General features: G+C 60.1%; 18 protein-coding genes and 1 pseudogene. 8 read left to right on the forward strand and 11 right to left on the reverse strand.

Annotated features, from left to right (window positions below):
* The first annotated feature begins 247 nt into the window (after positions 1-247).
* From RMV17_RS01720 to RMV17_RS01740, 5 genes are all read left to right on the forward strand, one after another.
* A complete protein-coding gene (locus tag RMV17_RS01720; RefSeq protein WP_174244426.1) occupies positions 248-2,029 on the forward strand; it encodes a glucan biosynthesis protein G in 1,782 nt (593 codons plus the stop codon).
* On the forward strand, positions 2,022-4,592 hold the full coding sequence (gene mdoH, locus RMV17_RS01725; RefSeq protein WP_034152981.1) for a glucans biosynthesis glucosyltransferase MdoH: 2,571 nt from the start codon (positions 2,022-2,024) through the stop codon (positions 4,590-4,592). The genes RMV17_RS01720 and mdoH overlap by 8 nt, the downstream gene beginning before the upstream one ends.
* 359 nt (positions 4,593-4,951) lie before the next feature.
* Entirely contained in the window at positions 4,952-5,749 is a 798-nt protein-coding gene (locus RMV17_RS01730; protein WP_311885103.1) for a transporter substrate-binding domain-containing protein, read from the forward strand.
* A 129-nt stretch (positions 5,750-5,878) separates the two neighbouring features.
* Positions 5,879-6,838: an amino acid ABC transporter permease gene (locus RMV17_RS01735; RefSeq protein ID WP_034152979.1), complete on the forward strand. Its 960-nt coding sequence runs from the start codon at positions 5,879-5,881 to the stop codon at positions 6,836-6,838.
* Entirely contained in the window at positions 6,831-7,565 is a 735-nt protein-coding gene (locus tag RMV17_RS01740; protein WP_095120739.1) for an amino acid ABC transporter ATP-binding protein, read from the forward strand. The genes RMV17_RS01735 and RMV17_RS01740 overlap by 8 nt, the downstream gene beginning before the upstream one ends.
* A 155-nt stretch (positions 7,566-7,720) precedes the next feature.
* Here RMV17_RS01740 and RMV17_RS30050 read toward each other — a convergent pair whose 3' ends face one another.
* The 11 genes and pseudogenes from RMV17_RS30050 to ubiE all read right to left on the reverse strand — a co-directional run bounded on the left by RMV17_RS30050 (position 7,721) and on the right by ubiE (position 15,947).
* The gene (locus tag RMV17_RS30050; RefSeq protein ID WP_371042266.1) at positions 7,721-8,593 is read right to left on the reverse strand and encodes a methyl-accepting chemotaxis protein; all 873 of its coding nucleotides are present in this window, start codon (positions 8,591-8,593) and stop codon (positions 7,721-7,723) included.
* Between the two features lie 30 nt (positions 8,594-8,623).
* A pseudogene (locus tag RMV17_RS30055) lies at positions 8,624-9,637 on the reverse strand (methyl-accepting chemotaxis protein); the annotation flags it as partial.
* Between the two features lie 200 nt (positions 9,638-9,837).
* The gene (locus RMV17_RS01750) at positions 9,838-10,545 is read right to left on the reverse strand and encodes a 16S rRNA (uracil(1498)-N(3))-methyltransferase (RefSeq protein WP_034152976.1); all 708 of its coding nucleotides are present in this window, start codon (positions 10,543-10,545) and stop codon (positions 9,838-9,840) included.
* Positions 10,542-11,333 carry a twin-arginine translocase subunit TatC gene (gene tatC, locus RMV17_RS01755; RefSeq protein WP_016984605.1) on the reverse strand — a complete coding sequence of 264 codons (792 nt, stop codon included), beginning with the start codon at positions 11,331-11,333 and terminating at the stop codon, positions 10,542-10,544. Before tatC ends, RMV17_RS01750 begins: the two co-directional genes overlap by 4 nt.
* Positions 11,330-11,788, reverse strand: a complete 459-nt coding sequence (gene tatB, locus RMV17_RS01760) for a Sec-independent protein translocase protein TatB (RefSeq protein ID WP_080762001.1) — start codon at positions 11,786-11,788, stop codon at positions 11,330-11,332. Before tatB ends, tatC begins: the two co-directional genes overlap by 4 nt.
* Positions 11,789-11,798: 10 nt before the next feature.
* Positions 11,799-12,080 (reverse strand): twin-arginine translocase TatA/TatE family subunit, encoded by a 282-nt coding sequence (locus RMV17_RS01765; protein ID WP_003220847.1) that lies wholly within the window; start codon positions 12,078-12,080, stop codon positions 11,799-11,801.
* A gap of 25 nt (positions 12,081-12,105) precedes the next feature.
* Positions 12,106-12,438 carry a phosphoribosyl-ATP diphosphatase gene (locus RMV17_RS01770; RefSeq protein WP_003220849.1) on the reverse strand — a complete coding sequence of 111 codons (333 nt, stop codon included), beginning with the start codon at positions 12,436-12,438 and terminating at the stop codon, positions 12,106-12,108.
* Positions 12,431-12,832, reverse strand: a complete 402-nt coding sequence (gene hisI, locus RMV17_RS01775; RefSeq protein WP_311885114.1) for a phosphoribosyl-AMP cyclohydrolase — start codon at positions 12,830-12,832, stop codon at positions 12,431-12,433. The genes RMV17_RS01770 and hisI overlap by 8 nt, the downstream gene beginning before the upstream one ends.
* 120 nt (positions 12,833-12,952) lie before the next feature.
* Positions 12,953-14,557 (reverse strand): ubiquinone biosynthesis regulatory protein kinase UbiB, encoded by a 1,605-nt coding sequence (gene ubiB, locus RMV17_RS01780; RefSeq protein ID WP_038360035.1) that lies wholly within the window; start codon positions 14,555-14,557, stop codon positions 12,953-12,955.
* Positions 14,554-15,177, reverse strand: coding sequence for an SCP2 domain-containing protein (locus tag RMV17_RS01785; RefSeq protein ID WP_311885118.1), 624 nt, complete (start codon positions 15,175-15,177; stop codon positions 14,554-14,556). Before RMV17_RS01785 ends, ubiB begins: the two co-directional genes overlap by 4 nt.
* On the reverse strand, positions 15,177-15,947 hold the full coding sequence (gene ubiE, locus RMV17_RS01790; protein ID WP_008080626.1) for a bifunctional demethylmenaquinone methyltransferase/2-methoxy-6-polyprenyl-1,4-benzoquinol methylase UbiE: 771 nt from the start codon (positions 15,945-15,947) through the stop codon (positions 15,177-15,179). Before ubiE ends, RMV17_RS01785 begins: the two co-directional genes overlap by 1 nt.
* A gap of 166 nt (positions 15,948-16,113) precedes the next feature.
* Here ubiE and RMV17_RS01795 point away from each other — a divergent pair, with 166 nt between their 5' ends.
* The 3 genes from RMV17_RS01795 to RMV17_RS01805 all read left to right on the forward strand — a co-directional run bounded on the left by RMV17_RS01795 (position 16,114) and on the right by RMV17_RS01805 (position 17,951).
* Entirely contained in the window at positions 16,114-16,389 is a 276-nt protein-coding gene (locus RMV17_RS01795; protein WP_034152972.1) for a polyhydroxyalkanoic acid system family protein, read from the forward strand.
* Positions 16,390-16,594: 205 nt separating this feature from the next.
* Complete coding sequence (locus RMV17_RS01800) at positions 16,595-17,017, forward strand: phasin family protein (RefSeq protein WP_034152971.1); 423 nt, start codon at positions 16,595-16,597, stop codon at positions 17,015-17,017.
* Positions 17,018-17,027: 10 nt separating this feature from the next.
* Entirely contained in the window at positions 17,028-17,951 is a 924-nt protein-coding gene (locus RMV17_RS01805) for a phasin family protein (RefSeq protein ID WP_311885123.1), read from the forward strand.
* The last annotated feature ends 129 nt before the right edge of the window (positions 17,952-18,080 follow it).

An 18,080-nucleotide genomic window follows, 5' to 3' on the forward strand; every position in this document is an offset into this window, starting at 1 on the left:
AAATACTTTGTTACCCCTGATGCGTTGTCATGCGGGCTACTAGATAATCGCGCGCACTGGGATCAGCGTTCGCTGATCCATTTTTCACTAGGTAGAGACTTGTCCGGATCCGATTGGGGAATCATTTTGCCCCAGCGGAGTCGGAACAATGCTCGCCAACCTGGCATATAGATAGCTGGCCGTTGGTTTATTGATCTGTTTTCGGCGAGGGTTGCTCGTGATTGTTAGTCCCTGTAATGCAGCAAAAATGTCTGCCAAACGCATGCGAAGTGCCCTGGTAGCGGGTTCGGCGCTCCTGTGCCTGCTCAGCGCCGGTCAGCTTTGGGCGTTCAATCTTGACGATGTATCGGCCAAGGCCAAAGAGCTGGCCGGGCAGAAGTTCGAAGCCCCGCGCAGCAACCTGCCGAACGAATTCCGCGACATGAAATTCGCGGACTATCAGAAAATCCGCTTCCTCACCGAAAAGGCTGAGTGGGCTGATCAGAAGACCCCGTTCAAACTGTCCTTCTATCACCAGGGTATGCATTTCGATACACCGGTGAAAATCAACGAAATCACAGCGAACACCGTCGAAGAGATCAAATACGATCCGACGCGCTTCGATTTCGGCGACCTGAAATTCGATCCGAAAGCCACCGAACAACTGGGTTATGCCGGTTTCCGTGTGCTGTACCCGATCAACAAGGCCGACAAGCAAGACGAAATCATGACCATGCTCGGCGCGAGTTACTTCCGCGTTGTCGGCAAGGGCCACACCTACGGCCTCTCGGCGCGTGGTCTGGCGATTGATACCGCGCTGCCGTCGGGTGAGGAATTCCCGCGTTTCCGCGAGTTCTGGATTCAACAGCCGAAGCCGGGCGACAAGCACCTGGTGATCTTCGCCCTGCTGGACTCCCCGCGCGCTACGGGTGCCTACCGTCTGATTCTGCGTCCGGGCAGCGACACCATTGTCGACGTCAAGGCGCAGATGTTCCTGCGTGACAAGGTCGGCAAACTGGGCATCGCACCGCTGACCAGCATGTTCCTGTTCGGCGCCAACCAGCCGTCGAAAGTCCTCAACTACCGTCGTGAACTGCACGACTCCAGCGGTCTGTCGATCCATGCCGGCAACGGCGAGTGGATCTGGCGCCCACTGAACAACCCGAAACACCTGGCCGTGAGCAACTTCAGCGTCGAGAACCCGCGTGGTTTCGGTCTGCTGCAACGTGGCCGCGACTTCAGCCACTACGAAGACCTCGACGACCGCTACGACAAGCGCCCTAGCGCCTGGATCGAACCGAAGGGCGAGTGGGGCAAAGGCACCGTTGATCTGGTAGAGATTCCGACCGCCGACGAAACCAACGACAACATCGTTGCGTTCTGGAGCCCGGAAAAAATGCCGGAGCCGGGCCAGCCGCTGGACTTCGCTTACCGCATGCACTGGACCATGGACGAAGCGGCGATTCACGCGCCGGACAGCGCCTGGGTTTCCCAGACCCTGCGTTCGACCGGTGACGTCAAGCAATCGAACCTGATCCGTCAGCCAGATGGCAGCGTTGCCTACCTGGTCGACTTCGAAGGTCCATCGCTGGCCGCGCTGACCCCGGATGCCGACGTGCGCAGTCAGGTCAGTGTCGGCGACAACGCCGAACTGGTTGAGAACAGCGTGCGCTACAACCCGGAAACCAAAGGCTGGCGCTTGACCCTGCGGATGAAAATCAAGGACGCGAGCAAGTCGACCGAGATGCGTGCCGCTCTGGTTCAGCCAGTCGTGACCGCTGATCTGGCGAAATCGGTGCCGGCGTCCAACTCGTCCGTTGCCAAGGCCGACAAGGTTGCCGCCAAGCAACAAGAGAAGATCGACAAGGAAGCCAAGGCCGCCGAAGCCAAACAGGCCGACGCCAAGCCAGCCGCAGATGCCAAGGACAAGGCCAACAAAGACGCCAAGCAGCCAGTTGCTGCGGACGCGGCCCCAGCCACACCGGAATCGGCACCGACTGAAGAAGTCCTGACCGAGACCTGGAGCTATCAGTTGCCTGCCGATGAGTAACTCTCAAGTACAGCCAGAGACTCTGTCCGAGTATCTGGCGCATCTGCCGATGACCGACGAGCAGCGCGCGGAACTCGCAGGCTGCCAGTCGTTCAGCGAGCTGCATGAACGCCTGTCGTCTTCAACGTTCGACGCTCCTGCCGAGGCCGCCCAGGCTTCGGTCGGCAAGCGCTTGATCCTGAGCACTGCCGAACAGTTGGAAGAAGCGGAAATGCTGGTGCTCGACGCCAGCGGTCGGGTCAGCCTGAAAGCGACCCCGCCGATCCGTCGGACCAAAGTCGTGCCGGAGCCATGGCGTACCAATATTCTGGTGCGTGGCTGGCGCCGGATGACCGGTCGCACCAACCCGCCGCAGCCGCCGAAGGACGAAAACGTCCTGCCGGCCGCGCGCTGGCGCACCGTCGGTTCGATCCGTCGCTACATTCTGTTGCTGCTGATGCTCGGCCAGACCATCGTCGCCGGCTGGTACATGAAAGGCATCATGCCGTACCAGGGCTGGTCGTTCGTCGACCTCGACGAGGTTCTGCATCAACCGCTGCTGCAAACCGCCACGCAAGTGCTGCCGTATGCGCTGCAAACCAGCATCCTGATTCTGTTCGGGATTCTGTTCTGCTGGGTGTCGGCCGGCTTCTGGACCGCGCTGATGGGCTTCCTCGAGTTGCTCACCGGTCACGATAAATACCGTATCTCCGGCAAAAGCGCCGGCAACGAGCCGATTGCCAAAGACGCGCGTACCGCGTTGGTCATGCCGATCTGCAACGAAGACGTACCGCGCGTGTTCGCCGGTCTGCGCGCGACGTTCGAGTCGGTCGCTGCCACCGGTGATCTCGATCGCTTCGACTTCTTCGTCCTCAGCGACAGTAACGACACCGATATCTGTGTCGCCGAGCAACAGGCCTGGCTAGACGTTTGCCGCGAAGCCAAAGGTTTCGGCAAGATCTTCTATCGCCGTCGCCGCCGTCGTGTGAAACGCAAGAGCGGCAACCTCGACGACTTCTGCCGTCGTTGGGGCGGTGACTACAAGTACATGGTCGTGCTCGACGCCGACTCGGTGATGAGCGGCGAGTGCCTGACCAGTCTGGTGCGCTTGATGGAAGCCACGCCGGACGCCGGGATCATCCAGACCGCGCCGCGTGCGTCGGGCATGGACACCCTGTATGCGCGCATGCAGCAGTTTGCGACCCGCGTATACGGCCCGTTGTTTACCGCCGGTCTGCACTTCTGGCAGTTGGGTGAATCCCACTACTGGGGTCACAACGCGATCATCCGGATGAAGCCGTTTATCGACCACTGCGCTTTGGCGCCGTTGCCGGGTAAAGGCGCGTTCTCGGGGGCGATTCTGTCTCACGACTTCGTTGAAGCCGCGCTGATGCGCCGTGCCGGTTGGGGCGTGTGGATTGCCTACGATCTGCCGGGCAGCTACGAAGAGTTGCCGCCCAACCTGCTCGACGAACTCAAGCGTGACCGTCGCTGGTGCCACGGCAACCTGATGAACTTCCGCCTGTTCCTGGTCAAAGGCATGCACCCGGTGCATCGCGCGGTGTTCCTGACCGGCGTGATGTCGTACCTGTCGGCGCCGTTGTGGTTCTTCTTCCTGGTGTTGTCGACCGCGCTGCTCGCGGTGAACACATTGATGGAGCCCCAGTACTTCCTCGAACCGCGTCAGCTCTATCCGTTGTGGCCACAGTGGCACCCGGACAAGGCGATCGCGCTGTTCTCGACGACCATCGTGCTGCTGTTCCTGCCGAAACTGTTGAGCATCATCCTGATCTGGGCCAAGGGTGCGAAAGAGTTCGGCGGCAAGTTCAAGGTGACCCTGTCGATGCTGCTGGAGATGTTGTTCTCCATGCTGCTGGCGCCGGTGCGGATGATTTTCCACACCCGTTTCGTCCTCGCCGCGTTCCTCGGCTGGGCCGCGACCTGGAATTCGCCGCAGCGTGACGACGACTCGACGCCTTGGAGCGAAGCGGTCAAACGCCACGGTCCGCAGACCTTGCTGGGTTTCTGCTGGGCGCTGCTGGTGATCTGGCTGAACCCGAGCTTCCTCTGGTGGCTGGTGCCTATCGTCGGTTCGCTGATGCTGTCGATCCCGGTGTCGGTGATCTCCAGCCGCGTTGGTCTGGGCCTGAAGTCCCGTGACGAGAGCCTGTTCCTGATCCCTGAGGAATACAATCCGCCACAGGCGCTGTTGGCGACCGATCAGTACACCCACGAAAATCGTTACCACGCCCTCAACGACGGCTTTGTCCGTGCGGTGGTCGATCCACAGCAGAACGCTTTGGCGTGCTCGCTGGCGACCTCGCGTCACGGTCAGGCCGAGCCGATCGAGTGGCTGCGTCAGGAGCGTGTGCGTCACGCGCTCAAGGTTGGCCCGGCCGGGCTGAACAACCATGATCGTCTGCAACTGCTGAGCGACCCTGTTGCCTTGGCGCGTCTGCACGAGCAGGTTTGGGCCGAAGGTCACGCCGAGTGGCTGGATGCCTGGCGGGCGTCGGTGAAAGCTGATCCCCATGCGCCGTTGCTGCCGCTGCGACCGGTGAGCTTGCAGGCGCAACCGGCCTGATGAGAAAACCCCGCTGATTCAGCGGGGTTTTTTTATGGCGCCGAAAAGCCCCTCACCCTAGCCCTCTCCCAGAGGGAGAGGGGACTGACCGAGTTGGATGTTCGAGTTACACCGACCTGAGATATCGAGTCGAACTCAAGTTTTGAATATTCCCCGATCTGCTCCCTTTCCCCCTCGCCCCCTTGGGGGAGAGGGCTGGGGTGAGGGGGTAGCTCTTGATTGTTAAACAAATCGTCCATTAAACCTTGTGCAAAAAAACGAGTGCGTTAGCATCCGTCCCCGAATTGGCGCACCCGGGCTTTTTTGCCCGTCACTGTTGGTTTTCGCGCCGCACACGCAATGGTTTTGGGGGCTTGAAGATGAAGAAGTATCTGTCGATGCTGCTGGTCGGCGTCACGGCACTGGTTGCAGTCAATGCGGCGCAGGCTGGCGCAATCGATGACGCGGTCAAGCGCGGCACGTTGAAAGTCGGTATGGATCCGACCTACATGCCGTTTGAAATGACCAACAAGCGCGGCGAAATCATCGGTTTCGAAGTCGACATTCTCAAAGCCATGTCCAAGGCCATGGGCGTCAAGCTGGAACTGGTTTCCACCGGTTACGACGGCATCATCCCGGCACTGATGACCGACAAGTTCGACATGATCGGCAGCGGCATGACCCTGACCCAGGAACGCAACCTGCGCCTGAACTTCAGCGAACCGTTCATCGTGGTCGGCCAGACCCTGCTGATCCGCAAGGAGCTGGAAAGCACCATCAAGTCGTACAAAGACCTGAACACCGCCGACTACCGCATCACCTCCAAGCTCGGCACCACCGGCGAAATGGTCGCCAAGAAGCTCATCTCCAAAGCCAAGTACCACGGCTACGACAACGAGCAGGAAGCCGTGCTCGACGTGGTCAACGGCAAGGCTGACGCCTTTATCTACGACGCGCCGTACAACGTCGTTGCGGTGACCAAGGTCGGGGCCGGCAAACTGGTGTTCCTCGACAAGCCATTCACCTACGAGCCATTGGCGTTTGGTCTGAAGAAGGGTGACTACGACAGCCTCAACTTCATCAACAACTTCCTGCACCAGATCCACGAAGACGGCACCTACGATCGCATCCATGACAAGTGGTTCAAGAGCACCGAGTGGATCAAGGACATGGAATAAGCCCGGTCAGATAGACCGAGTCGCCTCATTCGCGAGCAAGCTCGCTCCCACATTGGAATGCGTTCCTCTGTGGGAGCGAGCTTGCTCGCGAAGGGGCCATCCAGCGCAACACAAAATCCGGAACCTGCAATGAAACAGAAAAAAGCCCAATGGCCCTGGCACGTCCTCACCGTGCTGGTGCTGGTCGGCCTGGCCGGCGCGTTGTATTACGCGACGTCGCTGATGTCCTACGAATGGCGCTGGAACCGCGTGCCGCAGTACTTCGCCTATCAGGCTGAAGAAACCCAGCGCGCCACTGACATTTCCACCGTCACTGAACTCGTGCGCAAGGGCAGCAGCGCGCAAGTCACTCTGCGCAATGACGCCGGTGACGAGCAGCACCTGACCGTCGACGAAAACAGCCTGCAATTCGCTCAGGGCGACGATGTCGCTGAAGGCGACGTCGTGGGCGTCACTCGCCATTGGGCAGCAGGCCCGCTGTTGTGGGGGCTGTGGACGACGCTTTGGCTGTCGGTGGTGTCCGGGATTCTCGGGTTGTTGATCGGTCTGGTCACTGGCCTGTGCCGTCTGTCGAACAACCCGACCTTGCGCGACCTCTCGACCATTTACGTCGAACTGGTACGCGGCACGCCGCTGCTGGTACAGATCTTCATTTTCTACTTCTTCATCGGCACAGTGATGAACCTGTCCCGCGAATTCGCCGGGATCGCCGCACTGTCGCTGTTCACTGGCGCCTACGTGGCCGAGATCATCCGCTCCGGAGTGCAATCGATTGCCCGTGGCCAGAACGAAGCGGCGCGCTCGCTTGGTCTGAGTGCCGGTCAATCGATGCGCCATGTGGTACTGCCGCAGGCGCTGAAACGCGTGCTGCCGCCGCTGGCCGGGCAGTTCATCAGTCTGGTCAAGGACACCTCGCTGGTGTCGGTGATCGCCATCACCGAGCTGCTGAAAAGCGGCCGTGAAGTCATCACCACGTCGTTCTCGCCGTTCGAGATTCTGTTCTGCGTCGCCGGCCTGTACCTGTTGATCAACCTGCCGCTGTCGAAAATCGCCAGCCGGCTTGAGCGGAGGCTCGCGCAAAGTGATTGAAGTCCGCGATCTGGTAAAAGTCTTCGACACCCGTGGGCAAGTGGTGCGCGCGGTGGATAACGTCAGCACCACGGTCGCCAAAGGCGAAGTGCTGGTGGTCATCGGGCCGTCCGGTTCCGGCAAGTCGACCTTCCTGCGCTGCCTCAATGGTCTGGAAGAATTCGACTCTGGTTCGGTGAGTATCGACGGCCTGCAACTGGCCGACCCGAAAACCGACGTCAACGCCTACCGCCGCGAAGTCGGCATGGTGTTCCAGCATTTCAACCTGTTCCCGCACATGACCGTGCTGGAAAACCTCTGTCTGGCGCAGAAAGTCGTGCGCAAGCGCGGCAAGAAAGAGCGCGAAGCCAAGGCGATGGAGTTACTGCAGAAGGTTGGCATCGCACAGAAGGCCAACGAGTTTCCGTCACGCCTGTCCGGCGGTCAGCAACAGCGCGTGGCGATTGCCCGGGCGCTGGCGATGGAGCCGAAGGTGATGTTGTTCGATGAGCCGACTTCGGCGCTTGACCCTGAGATGGTCGGTGAGGTGTTGGACGTGATGAAAAACCTGGCCGTGGAAGGCATGACCATGGTCTGCGTGACGCACGAGATGGGCTTTGCTCGGGAAGTGGCGGATCGGGTGTTGTTCTTCGATCACGGCAAATTGCTGGAAGATGCTGCGCCGGCAGAGTTCTTTGATGCTCCGAAGGATCCGCGTGCACAGGCCTTTCTGCGTCAGGTCTTGTAACTGCGGCGTCCCCTCGGACGCCATCGCTGGCAAGCCAGCTCCCACAGGATTTGTAGTCGATCACAAAGTTTGTGTTCAACCCATTCACTGTGGGAGCTGGCTTGCCAGCGATAGCATCACCTCGGTTCACAGCGAGCCGAGGTGGATGGATCACCTCAAACCTTGAATCGCCCCACCAGCATCTGCAAGTGCGTCCCCAACCGCGCCAGCTCAACGCTGGACGCCGCGGTCTCTTCACTCGCCGCCGATGTCTGATCCGACACATCCCGCACATTCAGCACGCTACGGTTGATCTCTTCAGCCACCGCGCTCTGTTGCTCGGCCGCTGCCGCAATTTGCTGGTTCATCGCCTGGATCGCCGACACGGTGCGGGTGATGCTTTCCAGCGAACCGCCCGCGCGACGGGTCAGCTCAACGCTGCTGTCGGTGAGGGTGCGGCTGTTGTCCATGATCGTCGCCACTTGCTGGGTGCCGTTCTGCAGGCCGACGATCAGCTCTTCGATCTCTTCGGTGGACTTCTGCGTGCGCTGCGCGAGGCTGCGTACTTCATCGGCCACCACGGCGAAGCCGCGTCCGGCTTCACCGGCACGCGCAGCCTCGATGGCCGCGTTGAGGGCCAGCAGGTTGGTTTGCTGGGCCACGGATTTGATCACGTCGAGGACGCTGCCGATCTTGTCGCTTTCGCGCTTCAGTTCGCCCATGGCCTCGGTGGAGTGGCCGACTTCAAGCGCCAGACGCTCGATCTGCGCGATGGCTTCGCCGACGACTTTGTCGCCTTCGCGGGCTTGTTGGTCGGCAGCCACGGCAGCTTCAGACGCTTCCTCGGCGTTGCGCGCGACTTCCTGCACGGTGGCGGCCATTTCGTTCATGGCGGTGGCGACCTGATCGGTCTCGATTTTCTGATTGTTGACCCCGGCGCTGGTCTGCTCGGTCACGGCGGAGAGTTCTTCGGCGGCGCTGGCGATCTGGGTGACGCCGTCGCTGATCCCGCCGACCAGTTCACGCAGGCCTTGGGTCATGCTCTGCATCGAACGCTGCAACTGGCCGAGTTCGTCGCGGCGCAAGGACACCAGATTGTGGGTCAGGTCGCCGGCGGCAACGCGCTCGGCGACTTTCAAGGTCTGGTTCAGCGGGATGATGATCTGGCGAGTGATCGCCCAAGCGGCGAGCAGACCGAACGCCACGGCCAGTAGAGTGGCGATGATCAGCATGTTCTTGGCGTGAGCGGCGTCGGTGTCGCGCACGATGGTTTGCGATTCAGTGAGTTTCTTGCTGACGTCGATGAGGATGTCGCCCTGCGTCGACATGCGCGCGGCGGCCTTGGCATTGTTGACCTGCGAGTCGCGGAACTGCGCAACGGCCGCACGATAGGCTTTGATCGAGGCGGTAGCCTGTTGCAGGTTGGCGATGTGCTGTTCCGGTAGTTTTGCCGGCAGGCTGTCGAGGTTTTTCAGGGCGTTGTCGATGGCGTCGAGCGCCGGTTGCTCGGCTTCGGCCTTGCCGCTGTAGGTGTAGCCGCGTACTTGGTAGCGGGCTTGCTGCAGCAGTTTGCTCAGCTCGATCACGCTGTTGAATTGCGCGACGCTGTCACCCGCCAGCATGGACTTTTCCACTTCGGCGACTTTCGCCACGGCATTGTCGGCGCTGGCGCCGAGCTTGCTGCGGGCGTCTTCGCGTTGCACGGTGGCTTGGGTCATGTCGGCAAATGCGCGTTTGTATTCGGCAACGGCGGCCAGTTGTTGATCGACCATCGCCGCGTCGGACGGCTGTTCAATCAGGCTGCGAGCGGTTTGCAGGCCGCTCTCGAGTTTGTTGAGCAGATCGGTGACCGCGCCCGGGCCTTGTTCGCCACGGCGTGCTTCGTAGTCCAGACGCGCGAGGCGCAGGTCCTTGGTCAGCTCATTGAGGCTGGAGATAAAACCGAGCTTGTCACCACGGCTGATAATGCCGCTCATGCCGGTCCAGCCGGTGAAGGTGATCAACAGTGTCAGCAACAGCACCAGGCCGAAACCGATTCCCAGCTTGCGTTTGACGCTGACGTTTCCAAGATTCTCGGCTAACCAACGGTACATGCGACGACTCCCCGACCACTAATTGGACTTATGGGGAGGGTATCGGCCGAATGATGGCAATCTGTAACACCATTTATCCGCCGGCCCCGCACGGTGCAAATGTAGGAGCTGCCGAAGGCTGCGATCTTTTGATCTTGCTTCTAAAAACAACATCAAAAGATCGCAGCCTGCGGCAGCTCCTACAGGGGAGCGGTGTTTGGTTAGAAGAGGCGGGCGAGCAGGGCGGTGACGGCGGTTTCGACGCGCAGGATGCGTTCGCCCAGTTGCACCGGTTGCAGGCCGGACTTGGCCAGCAGATCGATTTCGTAGGGAATCCAGCCGCCTTCAGGGCCGATGGCCAGCGTCACGGGTTCGCTGAGCGCGCGTGGGCACGGTGGATAGTTACCTGGATGGCCGACCAAACCGAGGGTGCCGTCGGTAATCGCCGGCAGCCGATCCTCAACAAACGGCTTGAAGCGCTTCTCGATGATGATCTCCGGCAGCACGGTATCGCGGGCTTGTTCGAGGCCGAGGATCAAGTTTTCGCGAATCGCCTCAGGCTCAAGAAACGGTGTCTGCCAGAAGCTTTTTTCGACCCGATAGCTGTTGACCAGAATCACCTTGGACACGCCCATGGTCGCCACGGTCTGAAACACTCGGCGGAGCATTTTCGGCCGCGGCAGCGCCAGCACGAGAGTCAACGGCAGCTTGGCTGGGGGCGGCTGATCGAGAGTGACGCGCAGCTCAGCTTCGCCTGTTTCCAGTCGCAGCAACTCAGCCGAACCCATCAGCCCGTTGATGCGCCCGACGCGCAGGCTGTCACCGACTTCCGAACGGTGAACTTCCTGCATGTGCGTCAAGCGCCGATCACGCAGCACTACACGGTCGGCCGCAATGAAGTCGGCCTCTTCGAGCAACAGCAGGTTCATGCCTGGGTCGCTGGCGGCTGGTCGTTGTGGTCGTCGGCCGGGTTCTCGTCCGGGCGCTCGCGCTTGCTGATCAGGCCACCGAACAGGATGCCGATTTCGAACAGCATCCACATCGGCACGGCCAGCAGGGTCTGCGAGAAGATGTCCGGTGGCGTCAGGATCATGCCGACCACGAAGCAGCCGATGATCACGTACGGGCGGATTTTCTTCAGGTATTTGACGTCGACCACGCCGATCCACACCAGCAGCACCACGGCCACCGGAATCTCGAACGCCACGCCGAAGGCGAAGAACAGCGTCATGACGAAATCGAGGTAACTGGCGATGTCGGTCATCATTTCCACGCCGGCCGGGGTGGCCGCAGCGAAGAATTTGAAGATCAGCGGGAACACGAAGTAATAGGCGAACGCCATGCCGGTGTAGAACAGCAGGATGCTCGACACCAGCAATGGCACCGCGATGCGCTTCTCATGCTTGTACAGGCCCGGCGCGATGAAGCCCCAGATCTGATGCAGGATCACCGGGATCGCGAGGAACAGCGAGACCATCATCGTCAGCTTCAGCGGCGTCAGGAACGGCGACGACACGTCGGTGGCGATCATCGTCGCGCCGACCGGCAGGTATTGGCGCAGCGGCGTCGAGACGAAGGTGTAGATCTGCTGGGTGAAGGCGAACAGCCCGGCGAAGATGATGAAGATCGCCGCCACACAACGTAGCAGGCGGGTGCGCAACTCGGTGAGGTGCGAAACCAGCGGCATGTGCTGGTCGTTTTCGGGGAGATCGCTCATGGGGCTCGCGGCGGCAGAGTAGGGTCGTGAGGCGCGGGTGTAATCGGCGCGGCGGTTGGGGCTACGTGTTCAACCGAAGGCTCTGCAGTTTCAGGCACAGATTCAGTCGGCGCTACAACGGCAGCGGGTGCCGGTGCTGGCGTAACAGGCGCGGTCGGCGCATGAATCGTCTGCTGACCCACATGCTCAACCGGCGTCGACTCTTGCTGAACAGGGCTGAAAATCTTCCGCGCTTCCTGCTCCAGCGACAGAATATGCTCGTTGTGCAGTTGCCGACGGATCTCGTCGGCACCGATTTCACGTTCAACTTCCTGTTTGATCGCGTTGAAGCTGCGCTTCAGCCGCCCGACCCACAGGCCGGCGGTGCGCGCAGCGCCCGGCAAGCGCTCGGGACCCAGCACCAGCAGGGCAACGAGGCCGACGAGCAGCAGTTCAGAGAAGCTGATACCAAACATTAGTCAGTGCTCACACGTCTTTGCGGATCGGCTCTTCGACTTTCTGCGCCTGCACGTCGATGGTGTGCGGCGGGTTGGCCTGAGCGGTGGCTTGCGGCTGCACCGGTGGCACCGGCTGCGCAGGCGTCACGGTTGGATCAGCGGCAGGCTTCTCGTCGTCGTTCATGGCTTTACGGAAGCCCTTGATCGATTCGCCAACGTCGGTGCCGAGGTTTTTCAGTTTCTTGGTGCCGAACACCAGCACCACGACAACCAGAATGACGATCCAGTGTTTCCAGTCAAAAATGCCCATGTTGCTGTTCCTCTCTAAAAGTTGTTCAGGCGGACGGACGCGAGGCTTTCTCGACGTGTCCGGACAGGCCGAAGCGACGATCCAGTTCATCCAGCACGGCCTGCGGATGCTGCCCCAGTTGGGCGAGCATGACCATGCTGTGGAACCACAGATCGGCGGTCTCGTAGATCACGTCGCTGCAGTCGCCGCTGATCGCGGCGTCCTTGGCGGCAATAATGGTTTCGACCGACTCTTCGCCGACTTTCTCCAGAATCTTGTTCAAACCCTTGTGGTACAGACTGGCCACATAGGAGCTGTCGGCGGCTGCGCCTTTGCGCTCTTCAAGTACCTGAGCGAGGCGGGTCAGGGTGTCACTCATGTTTGTGTCCTGCGGAATAGATAGCGTGCGGGTCTTTCAGAACCGGGTCGACGGTCTTCCAGTCGTCGTTCTCGAAGACACGGTAAAAGCAGCTTTTACGGCCGGTATGGCAAGCGATGTCGCCGATCTGTTCAACCATCAGGATGATCACGTCGGCGTCACAGTCCAGACGCATCTCATGCAGCGTCTGCACATGGCCGGACTCTTCGCCTTTGCGCCACAGCTTGCCACGGGAACGTGACCAGTAGATTGCACGGTTTTCCGCAGCGGTCAGTTCGAGCGCTTCGCGGTTCATCCAGGCCATCATCAGCACGCGTCCGGTCTTGTGATCCTGGGCAATCGCCGGCACCAGGCCATCAGCGTCCCATTTGATCTCGTCCAGCCAGTTTTTCATCTTCAATTCCCGAAACGCAGCTACAAGCTTTGAGCTTCAAGCTGCAAGTAAAAGCAGATTGCGGTGTTCCAGTATCGTCAGGCTTGCAGCTCGCAGCTTATAACTTGCAGATGATTCGTGCTATCGGCGAACGACCAGATACAAGCCCACGGCCACCATGATTCCGGCCGGCCAATGCCCCAATTCGTGCAATGGGCCACCGATGGCGAGGATCACCCCGCCGGCCAGATGCGCGCAACCGAGCAGGCGCAGGAACCAGTCATCCTTGCGTTTGTGCCACGGTGGTGGCGGGTCGTAGGCGTGCGGCTGGGACATGCGTTCGAGCAGATCGCGAGCCATGTTGGCCAGGTGCGGCAGTTGTTCGAACTGGCTCTGCACGTTGCCGAGCAAGGCTTTCGGGCTGACGCGCTCGCGCATCCAGCGCTCCAGGAACGGCTGCGCGGTGTTCCACAGATCCAGATCCGGGTACAGCTGACGGCCGAGGCCTTCGATGTTCAGCAGGGTCTTTTGCAGCAGCACAAGTTGCGGCTGCACTTCCATGTTGAAGCGCCGCGCAGTCTGGAACAGACGCATCAGCACCTGGCCAAATGAAATATCTTTTAACGGTTTTTCGAAGATCGGTTCGCACACGGTACGGATCGCCGCTTCGAATTCGTTGAGCTTGGTTTCCGCCGGCACCCAGCCCGAGTCGATGTGCAACTGCGCCACACGCCGGTAGTCACGCTTGAAGAAGGCGAACAGATTGCGCGCCAGATAGTCCTGGTCTTCCGGGGTCAGGCTGCCGACGATGCCGCAGTCGATCGCGATGTACTGCGGGCTCCACGGATTGACGGTGCTGACGAAGATGTTGCCCGGGTGCATGTCGGCGTGGAAGAAACTGTCGCGGAACACTTGGGTGAAGAAAATCTCCACACCGCGTTCGGCAAGCATTTTCATGTCGGTGCGCTGGTCGGCGAGGGTCGCCAGATCGGTGACCTGAATGCCGTAGATGCGCTCCATCACCAGCACTTTCGGCCGGCACCAGTCCCAATAGACTTGCGGTACATACAGCAGCGGCGAACCTTCGAAGTTGCGCTTCAATTGGCTGGCGTTGGCCGCCTCGCGCAGCAGATCGAGTTCGTCGTAGATGGTTTTTTCGTAGTCCTGGACCACGTCGACCGGGTGCAGCAGGCGCGCGTCGGCCGAGAGTTTTTCAGCGGCGCGGGCGAGGATGAACAGCCACGCCAGATCCTGGGCGATGATCGGCTTCAGGCCCGGACGAATTACCTTGACCACCACTTCTTCGCCGGTTTTCAGTTGCGCGGCATGCACCTGCGCCACCGAGGCCGAAGCCAGCGGTTCGACGTCAAAGCGGCTGAACACGTCGCTGATCTTTTTGCCGAGCTGTTCTTCGATCAACTTGATCGACAGCTGCGAATCGAACGGCGGCACGCGGTCCTGCAACAGCATCAGCTCATCGGCGATGTCTTCCGGCAGCAGGTCGCGGCGGGTCGAGAGAATCTGCCCGAACTTGATGAAGATCGGCCCGAGATCCTGCAGCGCCAGACGCAAACGCGCACCGCGGCTCAGGTCCAGCGGCTTGCGCGGGAACCAGCGCCACGGCAGCACATAGCGCAGCGCCAGGAGAAACCAGGGCAGCGGCAGATCGAACAGCAGGTCATCGAGGCGGTAGCGGATCACGACAGACTGGATGCGCAGCAGACGGCGGACGGCGAGCAGCTTCATGCGTTATCGCTTGGGTCGAGGGATCGGGAAAGGCGCTCGAAACGCGCCTCGAGGCGTTCCAGATCAAGTTTGATCCGGTCCAGTTCGCTGAACCGCGCTTCGGCTTCGCGTTGCCCGACGAGGGTGCGCGATTCTTCGGCGAGGTATTCGGCGAGATTCTGGTTAAGGCTGGCAAATCCTTGTTGATACCAGCGCGAGCGGCTGCGCAGATGGCCACCGACCAGTTGCGTGGCGACCGGGCCGAGCCAGCGCGAGAGTTCGTACTCCCAGTCCAGCTCCAGGTCTTGCAGCACACCGGCCAGCTCCAGCAGCACGCCACTGTCGCCATCGAGCTCGACTTCCGGGGCGTGCAGCACCGCGGTCTTGTCTTTGCTCACGGCCAGTTTGATCAGGCTCGAGGCCGGCGCACGCAGGGTGCAGTCGACGCCGGTTTCCCAGTGCGAGGCCAGCATCAAACCTTCGTCGCTCGGCAGGATGAACAGTTGCAGCGCCGGGCTGCGGCAGTCGACGGCAATCACCTTGCCGGTCATGTGCGCCAGCCGCGGCAGCGCCGTGCTGTCGAGACGCAACACCCGGTTGAGGCCGAGTTCAACGCTGGCGAGCAGCCCGGTGAGCAACATCAGGGCTTGATGCCACGGTGCAGGGCGACGATGCCTGCGGTCATGTTGTGATAGGTCACGCGGTCGAAACCGGCATCAACCATCATCGACTTCAGGGTTTCCTGATTCGGGTGCATGCGGATCGATTCGGCCAGGTAGCGATAGCTTTCCGAGTCGTTGGTGATCAGCTTGCCCATCAGCGGCATGAAGGCGAACGAGTAAGCGTCGTAGGCTTTCGACATCAGCGCGTTGGTCGGCTTGGAGAATTCCAGCACCAGCAGACGACCGCCAGGCTTGAGCACGCGCAGCATCGAACGCAGGGCGTCTTCTTTATGCGTCACGTTGCGCAGGCCGAAAGCGATGGTCACGCAGTCGAAATGGTTGTCCGGGAACGGCAGTTTTTCGGCGTCCGCCTGCACGAATTCGACGTTGCCGGCGACACCCAGATCGAGCAGGCGGTCACGGCCAACCTTGAGCATCGATTCGTTGATGTCGGCCAGCACAACCTGACCGGTAGGACCGACCAGATGCGAGAATTTTTTGGTCAGGTCACCGGTGCCGCCGGCGATGTCGAGTACGCGGTTACCGCTGCGCACGCCCGACAGTTCGATCGCAAAACGCTTCCACAGACGGTGCATGCCGCCCGACAGAAGGTCGTTCATCAGGTCGTACTTGGCGGCTACCGAGTGGAAAACTTCAGCGACTTTTTCCGCTTTCTGGCTTTCCGGAACGTTTTTGAAGCCGAAGTGAGTGGTGGGTTCGGCATCGCTGCCTTTGCGCTGATCAGTCATATCGCTGTCACCAAAAGAGAATGCGCGACATTCTAATCCCCAAGCCATGCTTTGTCTTGGAATGGCTAAAGGTAAGATGGACAACCTTCGGGACGATTTGCCGCAGCGGCGGTCAAGATTTACCGACACATCTTTTTCGCCCCATTCAAAAAGCAGGAGTCAATCAATGGCCAAAATCACTGTTGAGCGTGCCCACAACCTGGGTAAGGAAGCCGCCCGCGAGAAGGCCGACAAGCTGGCGCAGAAACTCTCCGATCAATACGGCCTGGAGCCGCAATGGTCGGGCGACACCCTGAACCTCAAACGCTCGGGCGTGAAAGGCGCGGTGCATGTGACGGACGATTCGATCAAGGTCGACGTGGAACTGGGCATCATGATGTCGGCCATGAGCGGCATGATCAAAGCCGAAATCGAAAAAGCCCTCGACAAAGCCCTGGTTTGAACATCAAAAGATCGCAGCCTTCGGCAGCTCCTACAGACGAACACATTCCCCTGTAGGAGCTGCCGAAGGCTGCGATCTTTTCATTCAGGCACCACCGATTCATGTCAGTTGTTAGGGTGCCGTTTCTAATTTTTCTGCCTACTTTGTGCCAGAGCCCGACACTTTCGCGGGCAGTTCCTCAAACCTTCTGCGCGTGAGGTGCACCATGGCCAAAGTTATTTTGAAGAAAAAAATCGACGCTTCGACTTCTGCTCTGAGCGACGTCAAATCCTATGCCCGCAAGATCTGGCTGGCAGGCCTGGGTGCCTACGCCAAGGTCGGCCAAGAGGGCAGCGACTACTTTCAAGAGTTGATCAAGGCTGGTCAAACTGTTGAAAAGAAAGGCAAAAAAGCCGTCACCGAAAAACTCGAAGCGGCCAACGCCGAGATCGATGAAGCCAAGAGCGAAGTGAGTTCTTTCAAAGGTCGTGTCGAAGTGCAACTCGACAAGGTCGAGAAGGCGTTCGACTCCCGTGTCGCAAGCGCCTTGAATCGTATCGGCATTCCGTCTAAACATGACGTTGAGACACTCTCTGCTAAGCTCGATGAGCTGACGGCATTGCTCGAACGCGTCGCGCGTAAATCTTAAGGAGAACGGGATGGCTGGTAAAAAGAACACCGATAAAGAAGGCAGCTCGTGGATCGGGAAAGTCGAAGACTACTCCCGCAAAATCTGGCTGGCTGGTTTAGGCGTGTACTCGAAGATCGACACTGACGGCAGCAAGCTCTTCGATACATTGGTCAAAGACGGCGAGAAAGCCGAGAAGCTCACCAAGTCCGCAGTCGGCAAAAAAGTCGATGCTGCCAAGGATTCCGCTTCTTCGGCCAAGTCGCGCATCAGCGGCGTGAAAGATCGCGCACTGGGCAAGTGGGACGAGCTGGAAGGGGCTTTCGACAAGCGCCTGAACAGCGCAATCTCGCGCCTGGGTGTACCGAGCCGCAATGAGGTCAAAGCACTGCATAGCAAGGTGGAAACCTTGACCAAGCAGATCGAAAAACTCACCGGTCTGAAAACCCAACCGGTGGCTGCGAAAACCGCTGCGGCAAAACCGGCAGCGAAAACGGCTGCGGCCAAACCAGCGACCAAGTCTGCTGCCAAGCCGCTGGCCAAAGCAGCAGCTAAACCTGCTGCAAAAGCCGCGGCTAAACCGGCTGCGAAAACCGCTGCCGCCAAGCCAGCAGCCAAAGCCGCAGCCAAACCGGTTGCCGCTAAAGCCGCTGCGAAACCGGCAGCAAAACCTGCGGCCAAAACGGCAGCGAAACCAGCCGCCAAGCCAGCCGCGAAAACCGCTGCCGCCAAACCGGCTGCCAAGCCTGCAGCCAAACCGGCTGCGGCGAAAAAACCGGCAGTGAAAAAACCGGCCGCGCCGAAAGCCGCTGCGCCGAAACCGGCTGCACCTGCTGCAGCCAAACCGGCTACCCCGGCAGCTCCGGTAAGTGCGTCGAACTCCGCCGCAGCACCGACTCCGGTGGCTACCCCGACTGTTGCATCGACGCCGTCGACGCCAACCAGTCAGTCCTGATTTTTCAGGGCAAAATAAAGCGCCCGGCCTGCGAAGGTCGGGCGTTTTTGTTTGTGCATTTCAAGGCCGCCCCTCACCCCAGCCCTCTCCCAGAGGGAGAGGGGGCAGACCGCAATGTCTTGCGTCATG

The sequence above is a fragment of the Pseudomonas sp. VD-NE ins genome (assembly GCF_031882575.1).
Classification (GTDB): Bacteria; Pseudomonadota; Gammaproteobacteria; order Pseudomonadales; family Pseudomonadaceae; genus Aquipseudomonas; species Aquipseudomonas fluorescens_BZ.

What these genes read in the sequence shown, in the direction of transcription:
- RMV17_RS01785 (WP_311885118.1), bottom strand. Translation starts at nt 15,177, where the DNA reads ATGTTGCTCACCGGGCTGCTCGCCAGCGTTGAACTCGGCCTCAACCGG.
- RMV17_RS01800 (WP_034152971.1), top strand. Translation starts at nt 16,595, where the DNA reads ATGGCCAAAGTTATTTTGAAGAAAAAAATCGACGCTTCGACTTCTGCT.
- RMV17_RS01805 (WP_311885123.1), top strand. Translation starts at nt 17,028, where the DNA reads ATGGCTGGTAAAAAGAACACCGATAAAGAAGGCAGCTCGTGGATCGGG.
- RMV17_RS01735 (WP_034152979.1), top strand. Translation starts at nt 5,879, where the DNA reads ATGAAACAGAAAAAAGCCCAATGGCCCTGGCACGTCCTCACCGTGCTG.
- RMV17_RS01795 (WP_034152972.1), top strand. Translation starts at nt 16,114, where the DNA reads ATGGCCAAAATCACTGTTGAGCGTGCCCACAACCTGGGTAAGGAAGCC.
- tatB (WP_080762001.1), bottom strand. Translation starts at nt 11,788, where the DNA reads ATGTTTGGTATCAGCTTCTCTGAACTGCTGCTCGTCGGCCTCGTTGCC.
- RMV17_RS01730 (WP_311885103.1), top strand. Translation starts at nt 4,952, where the DNA reads ATGAAGAAGTATCTGTCGATGCTGCTGGTCGGCGTCACGGCACTGGTT.
- RMV17_RS30050 (WP_371042266.1), bottom strand. Translation starts at nt 8,593, where the DNA reads ATGCAGAGCATGACCCAAGGCCTGCGTGAACTGGTCGGCGGGATCAGC.
- RMV17_RS01720 (WP_174244426.1), top strand. Translation starts at nt 248, where the DNA reads ATGTCTGCCAAACGCATGCGAAGTGCCCTGGTAGCGGGTTCGGCGCTC.
- RMV17_RS01750 (WP_034152976.1), bottom strand. Translation starts at nt 10,545, where the DNA reads ATGAACCTGCTGTTGCTCGAAGAGGCCGACTTCATTGCGGCCGACCGT.
- ubiB (WP_038360035.1), bottom strand. Translation starts at nt 14,557, where the DNA reads ATGAAGCTGCTCGCCGTCCGCCGTCTGCTGCGCATCCAGTCTGTCGTG.
- tatC (WP_016984605.1), bottom strand. Translation starts at nt 11,333, where the DNA reads ATGAGCGATCTCCCCGAAAACGACCAGCACATGCCGCTGGTTTCGCAC.
- RMV17_RS01765 (WP_003220847.1), bottom strand. Translation starts at nt 12,080, where the DNA reads ATGGGCATTTTTGACTGGAAACACTGGATCGTCATTCTGGTTGTCGTG.
- RMV17_RS01770 (WP_003220849.1), bottom strand. Translation starts at nt 12,438, where the DNA reads ATGAGTGACACCCTGACCCGCCTCGCTCAGGTACTTGAAGAGCGCAAA.
- ubiE (WP_008080626.1), bottom strand. Translation starts at nt 15,947, where the DNA reads ATGACTGATCAGCGCAAAGGCAGCGATGCCGAACCCACCACTCACTTC.
- mdoH (WP_034152981.1), top strand. Translation starts at nt 2,022, where the DNA reads ATGAGTAACTCTCAAGTACAGCCAGAGACTCTGTCCGAGTATCTGGCG.
- hisI (WP_311885114.1), bottom strand. Translation starts at nt 12,832, where the DNA reads ATGAAAAACTGGCTGGACGAGATCAAATGGGACGCTGATGGCCTGGTG.